We start from the raw sequence: 18014 nt of genomic DNA, 5'->3' as shown, positions 1-18014 counted from the left end.
TCCGCAACAGTCTGGAGCTTCCCCCCGTGAGTACCTCCACGCCCTGGGCGCAGGTCACCTCCTGCCCGGTCGTCCACGGATCGCCGACCCTCGCCGATGGTCCACGAGTGTCGTTGCACTCGACCGATTTCGCCGACGATCCACACCACCACTACCGCGAAATGCGCAACCGCTACGGCTCATTGGCGCCGGTGGAGCTGGCTCCCGGTGTTCCGGCGACCCTGGTGATCGGATACAGCACGGCGGTGCGCATCCTCAACGATCCCGAGCATTTCCCCGCCGATCCGCGCGCCTGGCAGCAGAACATTCCGGCCGACTGCCCGATCCTGCCGCTGCTGGAATGGCGGCCGATGGCGAGCCGGAGCGCGGGCGCCGATTTCGTGCGCTATCGGCAGGCCATCACCGCGAGCATGGACAACGTCGATCTGTACGCGCTCAACGGCGTGGTGGAGGGTATCGCCGTTCCGCTGATCAATTCCTTCTGCGCCGACGGTCGGGCGGATCTGATTCGCCAGTACGTCTTTCCGCTGGTCTTCGAGGTGGTCAACTATCTGCTCGGCTGCCCGCCCGAGATCGGCCAGCGGGTGGCGGCGGGTACGGCGGCGCTGCTCGAAGGTGTCGACGCCGAAAAGGGCAACCAACTGCTCGGCGAGGCGCTGATGCAGCTGGTGACGCTCAAACGCGGCGAGCCGGACAACGACATCACCTCCGTGCTGCTGCAACATGAGGCCGCGATGGACGACGTGGAGGTATCGCACCACGTCTCGCAGGTGTACGGCACCGGGATCGAATTCCAGCTGAACCTGATCGCGAACACCCTGCTGCTGATCCTCAGCGATGATCGTTTCGGCGGCAGCGTCCTCGGCGGGAACCTCTCCTCGCGTGACGCCGTGGACGAGGTGCTGTTCAACGACCCGCCGTTGGCGAACCTGCTGATCACCTACCCGCGTCAGCCGATCCTGATCGATGAGGTGTGGCTGCCCGCGCATCAGCCGGTGGTGATCAGCATGGCCGCCTGCAACAACGATCCGGCGGTGCGTAGCGGTGAACTGCTCGGCAACCGCGCCCACCTGGCCTGGGGCGTCGGTCCACACGCCTGCCCCGCGCAATCGCTGGCCTACCTGATCGCCCAGGACGCCATCGACCAACTCCTCGACGCGCTCCCCGACCTGCAACTCGACCTCCCCGACGGCGAACCCACCTGGCGCCCCGGCCCCTTCCACCGCGCGCTGGCCGAACTCCCGGTCACCTTCCCGCCCGCGGCTCCGCTGAACTTCTGACGGGGGCCGAACCGCAGGCCGGATGCGTGGCTGTGTCGGCCGCCGGGAGGACGCGTGCGCCGAACTCCGAGGCCGCTCAGGCAGTGCGTACGAGCAGGGCGGCGCCCATCGTGAGCATGGTCGCGGCGACGAACCAGTCGAGCACCCGCCAGGTGGTCGGCCGGGACAGGACGGGGCCGAGGAGTCGGGCGCCGTAGCCGAGGCCGATGAACCAGGCCAGGCTGGCCAGCATGGCGCCGAGGCCGAAAACCCAGCGCAGCGAACCACGTTGGGCGGCCACCGAGCCGAGCAGCAGCACCGTGTCCAGATAGGCGTGTGGATTGAGCCAGGTCAGGGCGAGGCAGGTGAGTACCGCGGCCCGGACCGTGCCCGCCGTGGCGCCCGCGCTGTGCAGGCCGTTGCCGAGCGCGGGCCGCAGCGCGCGCCGTGCGGCGAAGGCGCCGTAGCCGATCAGGAACGCACCGCCCGCGAGGCCGACCACGGTGAGCGTGGCGGGCCACGCGGACAGCACGGCACCCAGACCGGCTACCCCGAGGGCGATGAGGATCGCATCGGAGACGGCCGCGATGACCACAACCACCAGTACGGCCTGCCCGCGCGCGCAGTGGCGCAGTACGAAAGCGTTCTGTGCGCCGATCGCGACGATGAGGGACATACCTGTACCGAATCCGGCAAGTGCTGCCGGGAGGAAGCCGCTGTTCACGACGTCCGACGGTAGGGAGGTTTACGAAATCAGTACAGCTAAAGTTCCTTAACTATCATTAGCATCTGTGATGTCAGAGCTACCCTCCGATCAGGTGCGCACCCTCCTCGCCGTCGTCGACGAGGGCACCTTCGACGCCGCCGCGGAAGCGCTGCATGTGACGCCCTCGGCGGTGAGTCAGCGCATCAAGGCGCTCGAGCAACGCACCGGGCGGGTACTGCTGATGCGCACGAAGCCCGTGCGTCCGACAGAATCCGGCCAGGTGATCGTGCGATTCGCGCGTCAGCTGGCCGCCTTGCAGCGGGATGCCCAGCTGGAGTTGGGAATCGCGGACGAGTCCGGTCCGGCGCAACTGTCGATCGCGGTCAACGGGGACTCACTGGCCACCTGGTTCCTGCCCGCGCTGACGCGGGTACCGCAGGACCCGCCGATCTGCTTCGACCTCTATCGCGAGGACGAATCACATACCGCGACGCTGCTGCGTGAGGGGCAGGTGATGGCAGCGGTGACCTCGTCGGCCGAGCCGATCGCCGGTTGCACTGTGCGACTGCTCGGTTCGGCGCGATACCTGCCGGCCGCCAACCCGGAATTCGTGGCACGGCACCTGTCGTCCGGATCGCTGCGGGAATGTTTGCCGGGCGCGCCGGTGATCGTCTACGACCGCCGCGACGACCTCCAGGACCGATTCGTCCGGACGCTGACCGGCGGCGCCGCGGACGCCGGACGCCTGCGCCACTACATTCCGACCTCGCAAGGCTTCTACGATGCCGTGACCGCCGGTCTCGGGTGGGGCATGATTCCCGAACAGCAAGCAGCGCCACTGGTGCGATCGGGCGCGTTGACCGAGTTGGGGCGCCGCAAGTGGGTGGATGTCCCGCTGTACTGGCAACAGTGGAAGCTGGACGTGCCCGCCCTCGCCCTGGTAGCCGAGACCATCGCCCGTGCGGCCGCGGAGTTCCTGCACCCGGCACGCTGAGGATCGCCGAGATCCGCCTACCCCAGCATCCCCGCCAGCATCTTCGCCCGCCCCGGTGTGCGCAGCTTTCCGAGACCCTTGGCTTCGATCTGGCGGGCGCGTTCGCGGGAAACGCCCAGCACTGCACCTACTTCGGCGAGGGTGCGGGGTTCGTTGTGGTCGAGGCCGTAGCGGAGGGTGAGGACTTCGGCCTCGCGGTCGGACAGTGCGCCGAGCATGGCGCGCACCTGGATTCCGATGGTGGCGGCGGTGGCGAGTTCATCGGGGCCGGGTGCGGTATCGGGGATGAGGACGCCGTATTCGGTGGCGTCGTCGCCGATGGGGGTGTGCAGCGACACTGGTTCCCGCGCGTGCCGCAGCACCTCGGTGACCTCGGACTCCGGCATCTCGAGTTCGGCGGCGATCTCGGCGGCGGTGGCGTCGTGACCGAGCTGCTGGGACAGGGTCCGCTGGGTGCGGGTCACCCGGTTGATCACATCCACCACATGGACCGGGATGCGGATCGTGCGGCCCTGATCGGCGAGGGCGCGGCCGATGGCCTGACGGATCCACCAGGTGGCGTAGGTGGACAGTTTCAGCCCGCGCCGGTGCTCGAACTTCTCGATCGCGCGGATCAGCCCGAATGTGCCCTCCTGCACCAGATCCAGTAACGACATCCCGGTCGGCGTGGGATAGCGCTTGGCGATCGAGACCACCAGGCGCAGATTGGCTTCGATCATCTGCGCTTTGGCCCGCGCGCCATCGGCCGCCGTGCGGCGCAGGGCGCGACGGTCGTCGGGGCTCAGCTGATCTGCTTCGTCGAGCCGCTGCTGCGCGAGGACACCGGCCTCGATTCGTTCGGCCAGTTCCACTTCCTGCTCGGCGGTCAGCAGCGGGGTGCGGCCGATACCGCGCAGGAAGTCGCGGATCGGATCGTCGCTGACGATGCCGAGGGCGGGGGAGGCGATGCGGCGGGAAGGCAGGCACTGGGTGGTCAAAGGAGTTCCTTTCGCAAGTCGGGAGGGTGCGCGCGAGTGCGGCGAGGGACCGGGGGCCGTCGGTCCCTCGCCGGTCTGCTCAGCGACCCGGAATGCGCAGCGGGCGCTGCGGCACCGCCCGGAACTGCTGGCTCCGTTGGATGCTGCGCTGCTCACAGGCCCGCCGCCGGTGCCCGGCGATCGGGGCCGCGGGTTCGGCGCGGCGGGCGCGGGGTGCGGTCGCGGGGAGCTGCGGCCGAGCGCTCTCGGTGAGCATTCGCTGGATCGCGGCGTCGAACGCGGACTGCGGGGTGGACTTGTCGGCCATGGTGACTGCTCCGTTTCGGTGCGTGGTGGCGGGGCGAGTGGTGCTGTCGGGGCCGTGGGTCATGCGCGTTCTCCTTCGACTGTCGGCGCCGCCGTGGCGACGCGAGAACAAACTTATATCGGACCTAAAAATATGTCAAGCATAAATTTATGACGAGATCAGGTACGGTGGTTCGTATGACGACGCAGACGGCAGAGCCGCAGGGGCTCCGGGCCAAGAAAAAGCAGCAGACCAGGGAAAACATCTCGCATCAGGCCACCCTGCTCTTCCTCGAGCGCGGGTTCGACAAGGTGACGATCGCCGATGTGGCCGCGGCGGCGCAGGTCGCCAAGATGACCGTGACCAACTACTTCCCCCGTAAGGAGGACCTGGCGCTGGACCTGGGGGAGGTGTTCGTCGACCAGCTCGGACGCATCGTCCGCGAACGCGAGCCGGGTGAATCGGCATGGGCGGCCCTGCGGCGCGCGTACCTGACCGCGGTCGCCGAACAGGACCCGGTGGTCGGCTTCTCCGGGCCGGTCTTCGCGGAGATGATCACCGCAAGCCCGGCCTTGGTCGCGCGGTTACGCGAATTCCACGAGGAACGCGAAGCCGCCCTCGCCCACACGCTCGCCGAGGAGACCGGCGCCGCCGCCGACGACATCACCCCGCGCATCGCCGCCGCCCAACTCGGCGGCGTGCACCGGGTGTTGTTCGACGAGACCATGCGCCGCACCCTCGCCGGCCAGTCCAACGACGACATCGCCGCCGCGCTCACCGACTACATCGACATCGCCTTCACCGCACTCGAACCGTCACTCGGCGACTACGCTGTGCGGCAACATCTTTCCAGCTGACGGCGCGGTCGTCCCGACCGCTGATCGAAACCGGGCCCAGTGTTGTTCCGCCACATCGCCACCCCGTGCCCATGAGGTCCATGCGATCGGCGATCGAGCGCCTGCCCGTATTCGCTGCCGTGTCGCTGCCTTCCCGGATACTGCGTCACAGCCCATACTGGGCCGATGAGCGGTGGCGTCGCAGTCGCTGAACGGGCCCCCGAGCCGATGAGCCGGGCCAAGACCAATGTGGTGTTCGGGACCATCGTCCTCGGCATGCTGATGGCGGCGCTGGATCAGACGATCGTGTCGACGGCCCTGCCGACGATCGTCGCCGATCTCGGTGGGGCCGGACATATGGCGTGGGTGGTCACCTCGTATCTACTGGCCGAGGCGGTCGCCACGGTACTGGCGGGCAAGCTCGGCGATATGTTCGGGCGCAAGCTGATCTTCCAGCTCAGCGCGCTGATCTTCATCGTCGGTTCCATGGTCGCCGGACTGGCCAACGGGATGCTGCTGCTGATCATCGCCCGCGCGGTTCAGGGCATCGGCGCGGGCGGGTTGATGGTCACCTCGATGGCGTTGATCGCCGATATCATCCCGCTGCGCGAACGCGGCAAGTATCAGGGCGCGCTCGGTGCGGTTTTCGGCGTCACCACCGTCATCGGGCCGACGCTCGGCGGACTGTTCACCGACCATGCGAGCTGGCGCTGGTGCTTCTACGTCAACGTGCCGCTCGCGATCATCATGATCGCCTTGGCCGCGCGCACCATCCCGCACGTCAAGGCGATCGCCAAGCCGATCATCGACTACGCGGGCATCGGATTGGTCGCGCTCGGTGTATCGAGCCTGATCCTCGGCTTGGAGTGGGGCGGCACCGAATATCCGTGGGGCTCGGTGCAGATCATCGGACTGTTCGTGGCGGCGGCGGTGCTGTTGACGGCGTTCGTCGCGGTGGAACTGCGGGCCGAGGAACCGATGCTGCCGATGGGGCTGTTCCGCAGCCAGGTCTATACGGTGTGCTCGATCCTCAGCTTCATCGTCGGATTCGCGATGCTCGGTTCGATGACGTATCTGCCCGCGTATCTGCAATACGTCGACGGTGTCTCGGCCACGGCCTCGGGTGTGCGCACCCTGCCACTGGTGATCGGCTTGTTCGCCACCTCGATTCTGTCCGGCCAGGTGGTCGGCAAGACCGGGCGATATCGCTGGTTCCCGATCTCGGGTACCGCGGTGATGGCGCTCGGTCTGTACCTGATGTCGACCATGGGGCGCGACACCAGTATCTGGTTGGAGTCGCTGTACATGCTGATCCTCGGCCTCGGAATCGGTTTGGCCATGCAGGTGCTGACGATCGTCGTACAGAACACCGTGCCCTACGCCCAGCTGGGCACCGCCACCTCCGGCGTGACCTTCTTCCGCACCCTCGGCAGCGCATTCGGCACCGCGGTGTTCGGCACTCTCTACACCAACAAACTCGATCCCGAACTGGCCGGTGCGCTCGCTCAGGCGCCGGGGGTGCCGCCCGAGGTGGCGGCCAATCCGGAGATGTTGCGGGAGTTGCCGACCGAACTGGCCGAACCGATCATCGACGCGTACGCGGCGGCCATCGATCACGTGTTCCTGTGGGTTGTTCCGGTCGCGCTCGCCGGGTTCGTCGTCGCCCTGTTCCTGAAGGAAGTGCCGTTGCGTGACAGTGCCCGCGCCGACGCGGGTGATGTCGGCGAGGGGTTCTCGGTGCCGGATTCCGCCGACCGGGTCGTACTGCTGGAACGGGCGATCGCCGCGACCATGCGGTCCGCGCGGGCGCAAGCACCGATCGGTCCGGTCATCCTGGCCGACGCGGGCACCGACCTCACGCGTGGTCAGGCGTGGGCGCTCGGACAGGTGTATCTGCACAACCGGATTCGTGGCCAGGCCACGATCGAGGCGATCGCGCGGGTGCACCGGTTGCCCGATGAGGTGATCGCGCCGGTCTTCGCCGAGGTGCGCGACGCCGGGTACATCGCACAGCATGGCTCGCTGTTCACCGTCACCGCGGCCGGTCAGGCGCAGGTCGACCGGGTGAAGGCGGCCTACCGGCGCTGGCTGGACCTGCGGCTCGACGATTGGGACCGCACCGATCCCGCCGATCGGATGCTGCTCGACCAGGCGCTGGAGAGCATCGCGACCAAACTGCTCGATCAGGGTGTGCACGGATCGGAATTCGCCGCCGCGCCCTGAGTGGGATTCGAGTGCTGGTGACGCGGCGCCACTGATCTGTGGCCGTGGGTTCGCCGCGTCCGAGCCTTGCCACCAGATGCTCGTGGACGTATATTCGTATGCGAGTAGAGAGGAGGCGTGCATGGCAGCCAAACGCAAGGTCGGCAATCTGCTGGCCCTCGCGGTGCTCTCGGTGATCATCGAGCGGCCCATGCACCGTTACGAGATCGCCTCCACGCTGCGCGACCGCGGTAAAGACCGCGATATGGACATCAAATGGGGTTCGCTCTACACCGTCGTGCAGAACATGGCCAAGGCCGGATTCCTCGAAGTCGTCGGCAGTGAACGCGCAGGCGCGCGGCCCGAGCGGGTGATCTACCGGATCACCGAGGCCGGTCGCGCCGAACTGATCGACTGGACCAGGGAATTGATCGCCGAACCGCAGCCCGAACAGGGCAGATACGTCGCCGGATTATCGATTCTCGCGGCGCTGCCGCCGGAGGAGGTGATCGAACTCCTCGGCCGCAGGCTCGCCGTGCTCGATGAGCAGATCGCCGCGGTGCATGCCGAATTCGAGGCGGCGCAGGGATCGCTACCGCGACTGTTCATGGTCGAGTCCGAATACGGGCTCGCCATGCTGGAAGCCGAACGGGCCTGGACCGGATCGTTCCGGGACGAGCTCATCGCCGGGGAATTCCCCGGACTGGACGGCTGGCGCAAATGGCACGTCGACGGCATGAATCAGGAGAGCGTCGACGATCTGATGGAGGGAGACAGGCCAGACCAGTAGATACCGAGACCGAGTCCGGCGGAGGTGCTGCAACACCGCCGCCGAACTCGGGGAACCGTCTCGGACCGTGCCCGCATATCGCACACCCGGCCAGAGTTTGGCAACCACAGGATAACCGGATGGGTGATCACACGGGGCGGTCCGCCGTATACGCACGACCCATCAGGAGTTACTCATGTCCATCGTTCGTTCCGCGCTCGTCATCGGCGGCGGTATCGCAGGCCCCGTGGCCGCCACCGCACTGCGCGCAGCGGGTATCGATGCCCGCGTCTACGAGGCCTATCCCGGCCCGGCCCACAACATCGGCAGCGGACTCGCGCTGGCGCCCAACGGTCTCGCCGCCCTCGATGTCGTCGGCGCGGGCGATCGCGTCCGCGCGATCGCGGTGCCCATCTCGGCGATGAATCTGTCCGTCGGCGATAAGCGGGTGTCGGTGCCGACGCTGCCGGATGTGGAGCCGTTGCAGCTCGTCGACCGCAGTGAACTACACCGGCAGCTGCATGATCACGCGATCGAGTCGGGGGTGCCGTTCGAATACGAGAAGCGGCTGGTCGGTGTGGACGAACACGGCGACGGGGTGACCGCCCGTTTCGCCGACGGCAGCAGCGCCACCGCCGATGTGCTGATCGGCGCCGACGGTATCCGCTCCACGGTGCGCGGATTGATCGATCCCGATGCGCCGGGGCCGGACTACACCGGGATGCTCGGCTTCGGCGCGCGCACCGAAGCCGCCATCGACACCCCGCCCGAGACCATGGTTTTCGCGTTCGGCAAGCGCGCGTACTACCTGTACTGGCCGGAGGGAGACGGCCGGATCGTATGGGGTGCGAATCTGCCGCAGAAGCAGTACCTGTCGTTGACCGAGGCCCGCGCCATCCCGGCCGAGCACTGGTTGTCGGTCCTGCGCGACACCTACGGCGAGGATACGCCGGGCGGTCAGCTGGCTCGCGCCACCACCGCCGATCAGCTCGAGGTCACCGGCGCCCTGCATATCATGCCGCCGGTGCCGCACTGGTACCGCGGGCGCATGGTGCTGGTCGGCGATTCCGTGCACGCGCCGTCCAACAGTTCCGGTCAGGGCGCGTCGCTCGCGGTGGAAAGCGCGGTGCAGTTGGCTCGGTGCCTGCGCGATCTGGATTCGCCCGCCGAAGCTTTCGCCGCCTATGAGACGCTGCGCCGCGGCCGCGTGGAGGGTATCGCCGCCCGCGCCGCGAAGATCAATCATTCCAAGACGCCCGGACCGATCACCCGCAAGATGATACGGATGCTCATGCCGATCATGGTGAAAACCGTGATGAATCCGGAGAAGACCTCGGGCGATGACCAGCGCTACCGCATCGATTGGGAGGCGCACGTGCAGTCGGAAGTGGAGCACCTCGTCAGCGCGGTCCGCTGATCGCTTCCTCGGGAGGCGGACTGGCCGACTGCCGGTCCGCCTCTCGGCGTGACGGCGTCACGCCTCGAACGGGATGGTGTTGCCCGCTGCGTCGCGGGCGCCGATTCCGGCTTCGATCGCGGTCACGAGTTCGGTGACCGAGGTCCAGGTGCGCGGGGGTTCGTCGTCGAGGTTGCCGATGGTGTACCAGGTTTCGGTATCGCGATAGCGGACCAATCCGTGACCGGATGCGTCGACGGTGACATCGAGGTCGCCGGATACCGTCCCTTCCTCTGCGGTCATGACGGCAGCCGCGGCGGTGAGCTCGATGATATCGCTTATCGGAATTCTCCTCGCTCGACGCAAGCGTCGACGGCGGTTCGGAGGGCCTTCTGCTCGTCGGGGTCGACTGTGAGGCCGTACTTTACCTTGATCTTGATGTAGTGATCGATATAGCCACACCGGAAATTGCCCGGTGGGAGGTAGTGTGCGGCGTCCTGATCGCCTTTGGAGCGGTTGGCCGACGGGTCGGAGGCGATGAGGTTACCCGCGTCGTTGGCAATGCGGCGGCGGGTGGGTTCATCGAGCTTGTCGGCGCCCGAACGCCACGCCTCGGCGAGCGGGACGATGTGCTCGGCGTCGACGGAGGCGGGGTCGGTCATCCATTTGTACGGCTTCAGTTGCCCGGTCTTACGGTCGGTGAAGCCGTATTGGTCGCGCCAGCCGCCGTCGGCGCCGATGGTCAGCTCGCAGGTCTTCGCGTCCAGGGTGACCTTGCCGGTGGCATCGCGCAGCATCATCACCTCGCGGGTGGTGCATTTGCTGTACTGGGCGAAGTCGGGGCCGAAGCCGTGTTCGAGCTTGTTGGAGTCCCAATGCGGGAAGTTCTCCCGGCTGTAGCCGTTCATCGAGCCCTCGGCCGCCACGGTGAGGCGGCCGAGTAGTTCGCTGACATCGCGGCCGGAAGTCGTTGCCGCGCCCGCGGAACCGGCGCCACGGGTGGCGAACATATCGTCGACATAGCCGTAGCCGACGATGGCGAGCGCGATCAGGCAGACGGCGGCGGCGATGATCGTGCGGGTTCGGCCCGAGGCGCGGGAGAGCAGCGCGTTCACCGCGTGACCTCGGCGCGGACGGAAGAACCGATCTGGAGTGCGGTGAAACTCAACTGACTTCCTTGTCCTGCGCCCGAAAATTACCGGGCGTCAAGCTACCCGGTGTCGCGTGCTGTCGAAGGCACTGACAGGTATGAGATTACGCACAGTGGGACAGGTGGTCACGTGGACCATCCCCGGATCAGCGTGCCGGCGCTGATCCGGGGATGGTTTGCCACGGGCGAATTCGATTCCCGCCCGCGCGACTGAGGGTGCGGCCAGTTGTCCAGACCGGCCGCGCCACGACACCTCGAGGCTGATGAGGGGGTAGTCCCGGGGTGTCGTGTCGCACGAGCGCGAACTCGTCGTGACGCTCACGGCCCGGACAGCGGTCCGGACCAAGCTTTCATCTACGTAACTGGATAGTAGATGTCTGATTTCTCGTCTGCAAACACCGTACCTACTTCCCATGATTGGGAGTTTTATCCGACTCCGCCGGGACACATCTACTGCTCGGGTACGGAAATGGTGCCCACGCTGGGTGTACATCCGCTCACCGCGCCGGACCGTATTCGGTGAGCTGCGGTTTATCCGGTGGGCACGGTCACACGGGTGCGGGTGCGGCGGGCCGCAGCAGCGAACCGTCGCGTACTCCGAGTGCGGTCCGTGGCGCCACCGTGGACCAGATCACGAGCAGCAGCGCGTACAACGCCACCGCGGCCACGGCGAACACATCGGCGCCGGTGTGGTGGAACAGCGCGGTGCTACCGGTGACGCAGGTGCCGAGCGGGAAGGTGAATCCCCACCAGGTCAGGGTGAATCCGAGGGCACCGGCCCGGATGGTGCGCACGGTGACGGCGAGCGCCAATGCCAGCCACAGCATGGCGAATCCCCAGGTCGCGATGCCGAAAACGGTCGCGGCCAGGACCAACCCGTTCGCCTCCTGCGCCGGAACGAGAGCGGGTGCGCTATCGGCCATCGCGCCCGCCGCCGTCACCGACTGGCCGAGCGGGCCGAGCACGATCCACAGCGTCGGCACGAGTCCGGCGGCGGGCGCGCCGAAATGCATCAGCCTGGACCAGATCATGGTCGTGGTGACCAGCGCGGCGATCAGGCTCAGACCGAACATGGCGCCGCAACACGCCAGCAGGGTCAGGCGCAGCTGGCCCGGTGGGGTGTGGGGCAGCAGCAGGACGCCGGTGGCCGCGGAGACCATCGGCGGTACGACCGGCATCAGCCATCCGCCGAACGCCGCGTCGGGCGAGCCCGCCGGGGTACGGGTGATCATTCGGTACGGCACCGCGAATGCGGTGGCCAGGCCGAGCGCGGTGCCGAGCGGCCACAGGATCCAGTCCACGGTCACGGCGGCGGTGTCGCCGATGACGTCTTTGCCCAGCAGCATCGCGCCCGCGCCGACCGTCAGCAGTGCCATCGGCGGCGCACCCGAGAAGTGGGCGAGCACCGGATGATCGCGCTCGGCCCGGACCTGTCCCCGATGCCGGACAGTACGCACCGCCCAGGCCAGGCTCAACACGGCGAGCAACGCCGCAGCCAGCAACCACATCGCCGTGGCCGCCGCCCGCAGCCCCGGTGGTTGGACCGGCAGGGTGGCCGCCGCATTGGCGACGATCCCGGTGCCCATCACGATCGCGAACCAGTTCAGGCCGATATGAGCCAGCGCGTCGGTGCGCACGGGCGCGCTGCGCCGAACGGCGGAGAAGTCGGTCGCGGTGAGGGTCATGACCCAAGGCTCGCGCGATACCGTCGCGTCGGGTAGCCGCCGCGGTCCTATGGGTACATAGAATGGTTCTATGCCTCTGTCGCCGCGGGTGCCCGATCTCGCCGCGCTCGATCTGCTGCTGTCGGTGGTCGAACTCGGTAGCCTCGGTCGCGCCGCGCAGGCACACGGCATCAGCCAGCCGTCGGCGTCCTCCCGCATTCGGACGTTGGAGAAGCTGGTCGGCGTGCCGGTGCTGGAACGAACCACCCTCGGCTCCCGACCCACTCGCGCCGGTGTCCTCATCGTGGAATGGGCGCGCGCGGTCATCGATGCCGCAGGCCAGCTCGACGCCGGGATCGACACCCTGCGCTCCGAACGCGATTCCCGGCTGCGGGTCGCTGCCAGCCAGACCGTCGCCGAATACCTGTTCCCCGGCTGGCTGACCACCCTGCGCGCGGCGGCCACCGACCTGACCATCGCCCTCGAATCCGGCAACTCGGTGGAAGTCGCCCACGCCGTGCTCGACGGACGCGCGGCCATCGGCTTCATCGAGAGCAGGCAGAGCTTCGCCGGGCTGGACAGTCGCGTGGTGGGCAAGGATCGCCTGGTCGTCGTGGTGGCGCCCGGCCATGCGTGGGCGCGCCGCGGTGCGGTGGATGTGGACGAACTGGCCGAAACGCCGCTACTGCAACGAGAAACCGGATCGGGGACGCGGAACTGGTTCGAACACGCTTTGGCCCGCAATCGCCCCGGCGCCCGACCCGCGGTAGCGCTGGAATTGTCGTCGACCACGGCGATCAAAACGGCCGTCGCCGCTGGTGTCGGCCCGGCCGTGCTCAGTTCGCTGGCGGTGGCGGCCGAGGTGGCGGCAGGAACGCTGGTCGCGCCGAGCGTCACCGGGCTCGACCTGGATCGGGTGCTGCGCGCCGTATGGCCCGCGGGTACGCGCCCGACCGGGCCTGCGCGCGACCTCTACGCGATCGCACGGCGGTCGGGGCGGTAGCCGCAGCTGTGATCAGGCCGAAGCGAACCGGCCCCTGCACGGTGAGTGCCGCCGACGCTCAGTCCTTGTCTTCCTCCGTCGGCTGTGCGGTCGGGGGAACACCGGTGTCGAGGAAGCGGATCAGACGTTCGATGCGGGCGGTGTGGTCGACGCAGCGTTCCAGGTGATGGCCGAGCAGGGCGAGTTCGATTGCGGTATCGGTGCTTCCGGTCCAGGCCGGGGCGCTGAGGGCCGAATGCAGCCGGTGGTTCAGGGCTTCCATGGTCTCGCTCGGCGGCTCAGGGGTCTCCTCCGGCGGCTGCTGTCCCGCGGCGACCGAACGCAGGGCGTGTGCGGTCGCGCGGCTCGCGCGCCTGCCCATCTCGGCGAGCAACGCCACGATCGGCTCGGGCGCGACCGGGTCGGGGTTGCTCTTGTAGACCTGATCGGCCACCCGGCTGGTGAGCCAGCCGATTCTGGACAGCTCACCCGCGATCTGGATGGCGGTCACCACATGGCGCAGATCGCGGGCCACCGGCGCCTGTAGCGCGAGCAGCACCACCGTCCGCTCCTCACACGCCGCGTACATGGCCTGTAGCCGCTCATCGAGGGCGAAGACCTCGTAGGCCGCCGTGAGATCGGCGTCGACGAGCGCATCGGTGACGCGCTCGGCAGCGTCCTGGGTGAGTCGGCACATCTGCGTCAACTCATCGGTCAACGCGACGAGCTCATTGGTGAACTGGGTCCGCACGGGCCAAATTGTCGCCTATGTGTACCCCGCCGGTCGATTGATCGCGTGATCTTCGTTGCCGAGGGCATTCGAGATGCGGTGCGGCAGCAGGCAAATCCGGTGCGCACAGCGCGGTGTCCGGGTTGTCCGGGCATCCCGCTACGCGCCGGTATTCCCACTGGTGCAGGCACCATAAACTGCGGTAATGGCGGGCGAAACCCCCTGGCAGGCGAAGGCCGCCCGGGACACCGATGTCGAACCGGCAGGTTCGCACGGAGTCGAGGCCGCGCGTCCGGTCGAATCTGCGGCGGCGAATCCGCACGAGTCCGCGACAGCGAATCCGATCGAATCCGCCGCGGCGAGTTCGCATGGACCTGGGCCCACCGGTTCGGCGGAGCCTGCGCCGACGAGTAGGTGGGCCGCCGCCGCGAAGTCGGCGGCGGGGCAGCACGGATTCGCGGGGGCGAGTTCCGAGAGATTCGCCGCGGGAGCGGCTCCGGTGCGTTCGAGCGGGGCCGCGGGCGCGAGATCGTCGCCAGTCGGATTGCGCGTGGACGCGAGTTCGGCCGAACCGGCGGGCCCGGATACGCGTGGTTCCGAGGTCGGCGGTTCGACCGAGGCGGTCGCAGTTGCCGTCGAGAGCGAAGGGCGGGAATCGACGGGAGCCCGCGTCACCCGTCAGGTGAACGTCGTCCGTGGGCGGGTGGCTGCGGTGCGCGGCCTCGGGTCGCCGCTGCGCGGACACTGGGGCTACCTGCTGGCGGCCGTCGGTGTCTTCGTCACCCTGATCCTGATGACGCGGCCGTGGCTGATGGCCACCGGGCCGAATGGATCCGTGCAATCCAGCGCATTCGGCCGGATCAACGTGTCCACCAAATACCTGACCGTCTGGTCGAAGTCGCCGCCGAAGATGCCACAGGTCAGTGGACTATGGGCATTCGTGACCGCGGCCGCGATCGTGCTGACCATCTGTGTCGCCGTGCTCTACTTCCGCACCCGTACGGAGTTCTTCGCCCGGTTGGTGGCGGGAGCATCGGTGGCCGTGGCGATTCTGGTGCTGTTCACCATGGTCTACCTCGACAGCAAAGGCGCGGAGCTGAAGGCGCTGACAGCGCGGAGGTTTGACCTGGGTGGTCAGGTCGGCCAGTTCCTGAGCTGGGTGAAAGGTGAGGGCAAGTTCGTTCTGCCCGGTGTCGGCAGGGGCGAGTACGTCGCCACCTCGCGGTTCACCCCCGCTGCTATCGCCGCCGCTGTGATCGCGGTGGCCTCGGCCCTTGCCGCGGTGGGCCAGTGGGTCGTCAACCACGGCGCCGAAGCGATCGGCCTGCGCGCGAGGATCGCCACCATGCGCGAGAAGTGGGACGCCGCAGCAGGTGCAGTCGCCGGACGCACGAGCAATGCGCCTGCTGCCCGCGCGGACGATTCGGCGTCCGGTCCTGCGGGTGCCGCTGGGCCGCCCGCTGATTCGGTTGTTGCCACGCCCACCGTTGTTGTTCCAGCGGCCGCTGTTGCCGGTTCTCCTGCCGCGCCCGCTTCTCCTGCCGCGCCCGGCGCTCCTGCCGAATCCGCCGCTGCCGCCGCGTCGCCTGCCGCCGCTGCCGCACCTGTCGCCGACTCCGGGCCGTCTACGTCCGTTGATCCGGCCGCGGCACCGGCGGCTCATGCTGGGCCTGCCGCCGCTCCTGCGGCAGCTGACGGGTCCGCTGCCTCGTCATCGGCTGCGGCTGACCCGGCCGCCACGCCGCTCGATTCCGCCGGGACTGCTACCGATTCCGATACGGCCACCGGTTCCGCGAGCCAGGATCCTCCTTCGGCCACCGACCGCTAGTTCTTTTGAGCACCGGCCTACGCCGACCGGCTGTGCTCGATGCGCCGCAGCGTCCACTCTGCTGAGTCGCCGGCCTTCTGAGGCCGGGGGCTGTCCAGGTGATGTCGAGCCCTACCGAGCAGGTGGCGTCGAGGATGGCTTCGCCCGCACTGCTGGCGGTAATCCGGCGAGCGTGCTTGTTGTGGGCGCCGACCGTTGGGTGAGATCACGGTGGATATCGGCCTGAACTGCGCAAAGAGGTAACCGGCTTGATGGGTTCGGTGGCCGTCCGCGCATTACCCGCCGACCGGATCGAAGATGATCGTGACTTATAACACGAAGGCTCTCGGGTGATGTCGGATCCAGTTTCTTTGTGTTCAGGGTCACCCCCTTGTGAATTTGTATGTCACCTCTCGTAACGATTAGCTTCCTCAGGGTTGGCATCGACGCCGAAAGCAGAGAGTGCGCCATGAAACCCGAAACACGCTGCCGCCCGCGCTGGTGCGCAAGCGCCGCGATCGCGGCGCGAGGACTTCGCTGATGACGCTGGATACCCGGAAGCCGCCGAGCGATTCGGCCGTCGCGATCGTGCGCAAGAATTTCTCCGGCACGGTGGTGTCGTCGTTGCGGACGTTCGGTCGTGCGGTGGGTGTTGCGCAGGAGTCGGTGACGGGCGCGGCCAGCGATATCGCGCGTGGCAAGTTCCAGTGGCAGGAAACGCTGATCCAGGCGTGGCGGTTGATCACGGTCACCGCGATTCCCGCGATCCTGATGGCGATCCCGTTCGGCGTCATCGTGTCGGTGCAGGTCGGCAATCTGATCCACACTCTCGGCGCGGATTCACTGCTTGGTGCGACCGGTGGGCTCGGGGTGATCAAACAGGGTGCGCCGATGGCGACCGGGTTCCTGCTCGGTGGTGCCGGTGCGGCGGCGATCGCGGCGGATCTGGGGGCGCGCACGATCCGGGAAGAGATCGACGCGCTCAACACCATGGGGATCAGTCCGATTCACCGGCTGGTGATTCCGCGGATGGTCGCGATGTTGATCGTTGCCCCGCTGCTGAACATCCTGATCATCTTCGTCGGCGTGCTGGCCGGATATCTGGTCGCGGTCGGCGGGCAGGGCGTCACGCCCGGGTCGTACTGGGCCACCTTCGGTTCGTTCACCACGGTCGCCGATGTGTGGGTGTCGCTGATCAAGGCGTTGATCTTCGGTTTCCTGGTGGTGGTGATCGCCTGCCAGCGCGGGCTCGAAGCCAAGGGCGGACCGCGGGGTGTGGCCGATGCGGTGAACGCGGCGGTGGTGCTGTCGGTGGTGTCTATCGTGATCGTGAACCTGGCAATGACCCAGATCAGCGCCATGTTCATGCCGACGAGGCTGGTCTGATGTCGACCTCCTCCTACGTCCCGAAGGGACTCGGCTGGGCCGCGCGCTATTTCCGCCGCGGCAGCCGCGTCCTGCGCGGGGTCGAATCGTTCGGGTTCGTCGCGGTCTTCGTGTGGCAGGTGCTGTCGTCGGTTCCGTTGACCGTGCGCCGCTATCGGCAGGAAACGATGCGCGCGATCACCGATATGACCTGGGGCCGCGGCTCGGTCATCGTCGGTGGCGGCACCGTGCCGATGATGGTCGTGCTCGGCTTGGTGATGGGTGCCTCGGTCGGCGTCGAATCGTTCGCCATCCTCGATATGCTCGGCATGGGTCCGGTCACCGGCATCGTGTCCGCCTTCGCCACCACCCGCGAACTCGCCCCGATCGCCGCCGCGATCGGCTTCGCCGCCCAAGCCGGCTGCCGGATGACCGCCGAAATCGGTTCGATGCGCATCTCCGAAGAAATCGACGCCATCGAAGCCCTCGGCCTGCGGTCGGTGCCGTTCGTGGTCACCACCCGAGTCATCGCCGGCGCCATCGCCATCGTGCCGACCTTCCTCATCGCGCTGATCCTGAGCTATCTCGCCTGCCGCGGGCTGCTCACCCTCATGCACAGCCAGTCCGCCGGCGTCTACGACCACTACTTCTTCCAATTCGTGTCCGGGTTCGATGTGATCGCCGCCGTTATCAAGGTCGCGATCTTCGGCACCGTGGTGATCCTGGTCCACAGCTACTACGGGTTCTTCGCCACCGGCGGCCCCGAGGGCGTCGGCATCGCCTCCGGCCGCGCCGTGCGAGCCAGCTTCGTGGCGATCATCGCGATCGACATGGTGCTGTCCATCGCCCTGTGGGGCTTCAACTCGGCGATCAGTTTCACGGGGTAGGACA

Annotated in this window: 17 protein-coding genes; 10 read left to right on the top strand and 7 right to left on the bottom strand. The window is 67.6% G+C overall.

Features of this window, described 5'->3' with window-relative positions:
* Positions 1-26 precede the first annotated feature (26 nt).
* A complete protein-coding gene (locus QH168_RS17445; RefSeq protein WP_280235715.1) occupies positions 27-1280 on the top strand; it encodes a cytochrome P450 in 1254 nt (417 codons plus the stop codon).
* A gap of 76 nt (positions 1281-1356) precedes the next feature.
* Here QH168_RS17445 and QH168_RS17440 read toward each other — a convergent pair whose 3' ends face one another.
* Positions 1357-1935 carry a LysE/ArgO family amino acid transporter gene (locus QH168_RS17440; RefSeq protein ID WP_280235714.1) on the bottom strand — a complete coding sequence of 193 codons (579 nt, stop codon included), beginning with the start codon at positions 1933-1935 and terminating at the stop codon, positions 1357-1359.
* A gap of 118 nt (positions 1936-2053) precedes the next feature.
* Between QH168_RS17440 and QH168_RS17435 the strand changes: the two genes are divergently transcribed.
* Positions 2054-2959, top strand: coding sequence for a LysR family transcriptional regulator ArgP (locus QH168_RS17435; protein ID WP_280235713.1), 906 nt, complete (start codon positions 2054-2056; stop codon positions 2957-2959).
* A gap of 17 nt (positions 2960-2976) precedes the next feature.
* Here the strand turns inward: QH168_RS17435 and QH168_RS17430 are convergent, their stop codons facing one another.
* Positions 2977-3936 carry a sigma-70 family RNA polymerase sigma factor gene (locus QH168_RS17430; protein WP_280235712.1) on the bottom strand — a complete coding sequence of 320 codons (960 nt, stop codon included), beginning with the start codon at positions 3934-3936 and terminating at the stop codon, positions 2977-2979.
* Between the two features lie 79 nt (positions 3937-4015).
* Positions 4016-4306 carry a hypothetical protein gene (locus QH168_RS17425; protein ID WP_280235711.1) on the bottom strand — a complete coding sequence of 97 codons (291 nt, stop codon included), beginning with the start codon at positions 4304-4306 and terminating at the stop codon, positions 4016-4018.
* Between the two features lie 113 nt (positions 4307-4419).
* Here QH168_RS17425 and QH168_RS17420 point away from each other — a divergent pair, with 113 nt between their 5' ends.
* The 4 genes from QH168_RS17420 (at position 4420) to QH168_RS17405 (ending at position 9446) form a co-directional block, all read left to right on the top strand.
* Positions 4420-5079 carry a TetR/AcrR family transcriptional regulator gene (locus QH168_RS17420; protein ID WP_280235710.1) on the top strand — a complete coding sequence of 220 codons (660 nt, stop codon included), beginning with the start codon at positions 4420-4422 and terminating at the stop codon, positions 5077-5079.
* Between the two features lie 165 nt (positions 5080-5244).
* Positions 5245-7281, top strand: a complete 2037-nt coding sequence (locus tag QH168_RS17415) for an MDR family MFS transporter (RefSeq protein WP_432421119.1) — start codon at positions 5245-5247, stop codon at positions 7279-7281.
* 121 nt (positions 7282-7402) lie between these two features.
* Positions 7403-8050 (top strand): PadR family transcriptional regulator, encoded by a 648-nt coding sequence (locus tag QH168_RS17410; RefSeq protein ID WP_280235709.1) that lies wholly within the window; start codon positions 7403-7405, stop codon positions 8048-8050.
* Positions 8051-8225: 175 nt separating this feature from the next.
* Positions 8226-9446 (top strand): FAD-dependent oxidoreductase, encoded by a 1221-nt coding sequence (locus tag QH168_RS17405; protein WP_280235707.1) that lies wholly within the window; start codon positions 8226-8228, stop codon positions 9444-9446.
* A gap of 57 nt (positions 9447-9503) precedes the next feature.
* Here the strand turns inward: QH168_RS17405 and QH168_RS17400 are convergent, their stop codons facing one another.
* The 3 genes from QH168_RS17400 to QH168_RS17390 form a co-directional block, all read right to left on the bottom strand.
* Positions 9504-9728 carry a hypothetical protein gene (locus QH168_RS17400; RefSeq protein WP_280235706.1) on the bottom strand — a complete coding sequence of 75 codons (225 nt, stop codon included), beginning with the start codon at positions 9726-9728 and terminating at the stop codon, positions 9504-9506.
* 35 nt (positions 9729-9763) lie between these two features.
* Positions 9764-10540: an HNH endonuclease family protein gene (locus QH168_RS17395; RefSeq protein ID WP_280235705.1), complete on the bottom strand. Its 777-nt coding sequence runs from the start codon at positions 10538-10540 to the stop codon at positions 9764-9766.
* A 583-nt stretch (positions 10541-11123) separates the two neighbouring features.
* The gene (locus tag QH168_RS17390; protein WP_280235704.1) at positions 11124-12260 is read right to left on the bottom strand and encodes a TDT family transporter; all 1137 of its coding nucleotides are present in this window, start codon (positions 12258-12260) and stop codon (positions 11124-11126) included.
* A gap of 70 nt (positions 12261-12330) precedes the next feature.
* Between QH168_RS17390 and QH168_RS17385 the strand changes: the two genes are divergently transcribed.
* Positions 12331-13242: a LysR family transcriptional regulator gene (locus QH168_RS17385; RefSeq protein WP_280235703.1), complete on the top strand. Its 912-nt coding sequence runs from the start codon at positions 12331-12333 to the stop codon at positions 13240-13242.
* A gap of 58 nt (positions 13243-13300) precedes the next feature.
* On the opposite strand, the gene QH168_RS17380 is transcribed toward QH168_RS17385, so the two are convergent.
* Positions 13301-13972: a phosphate signaling complex PhoU family protein gene (locus QH168_RS17380; protein WP_280235702.1), complete on the bottom strand. Its 672-nt coding sequence runs from the start codon at positions 13970-13972 to the stop codon at positions 13301-13303.
* Positions 13973-14501: 529 nt separating this feature from the next.
* Here QH168_RS17380 and QH168_RS17375 point away from each other — a divergent pair.
* The 3 genes from QH168_RS17375 (at position 14502) to QH168_RS17365 (ending at position 18010) form a co-directional block, all read left to right on the top strand.
* Positions 14502-15779 (top strand): hypothetical protein, encoded by a 1278-nt coding sequence (locus QH168_RS17375; protein WP_280235701.1) that lies wholly within the window; start codon positions 14502-14504, stop codon positions 15777-15779.
* 519 nt (positions 15780-16298) lie between these two features.
* Complete coding sequence (locus tag QH168_RS17370; RefSeq protein ID WP_280235700.1) at positions 16299-17144, top strand: MlaE family ABC transporter permease; 846 nt, start codon at positions 16299-16301, stop codon at positions 17142-17144.
* Positions 17144-18010: an MlaE family ABC transporter permease gene (locus tag QH168_RS17365; RefSeq protein WP_280235699.1), complete on the top strand. Its 867-nt coding sequence runs from the start codon at positions 17144-17146 to the stop codon at positions 18008-18010. Before QH168_RS17370 ends, QH168_RS17365 begins: the two co-directional genes overlap by 1 nt.
* The last annotated feature ends 4 nt before the right edge of the window (positions 18011-18014 follow it).

Origin of the sequence: Nocardia cyriacigeorgica (genome assembly GCF_029868385.1) — a bacterium.
Lineage (GTDB): Bacteria > Actinomycetota > Actinomycetes > Mycobacteriales > Mycobacteriaceae > Nocardia > Nocardia cyriacigeorgica_F.
The sequence above is the reverse complement of the archived record's forward strand: the minus strand, read 5'-3'. Positions and strand labels throughout refer to the sequence as shown.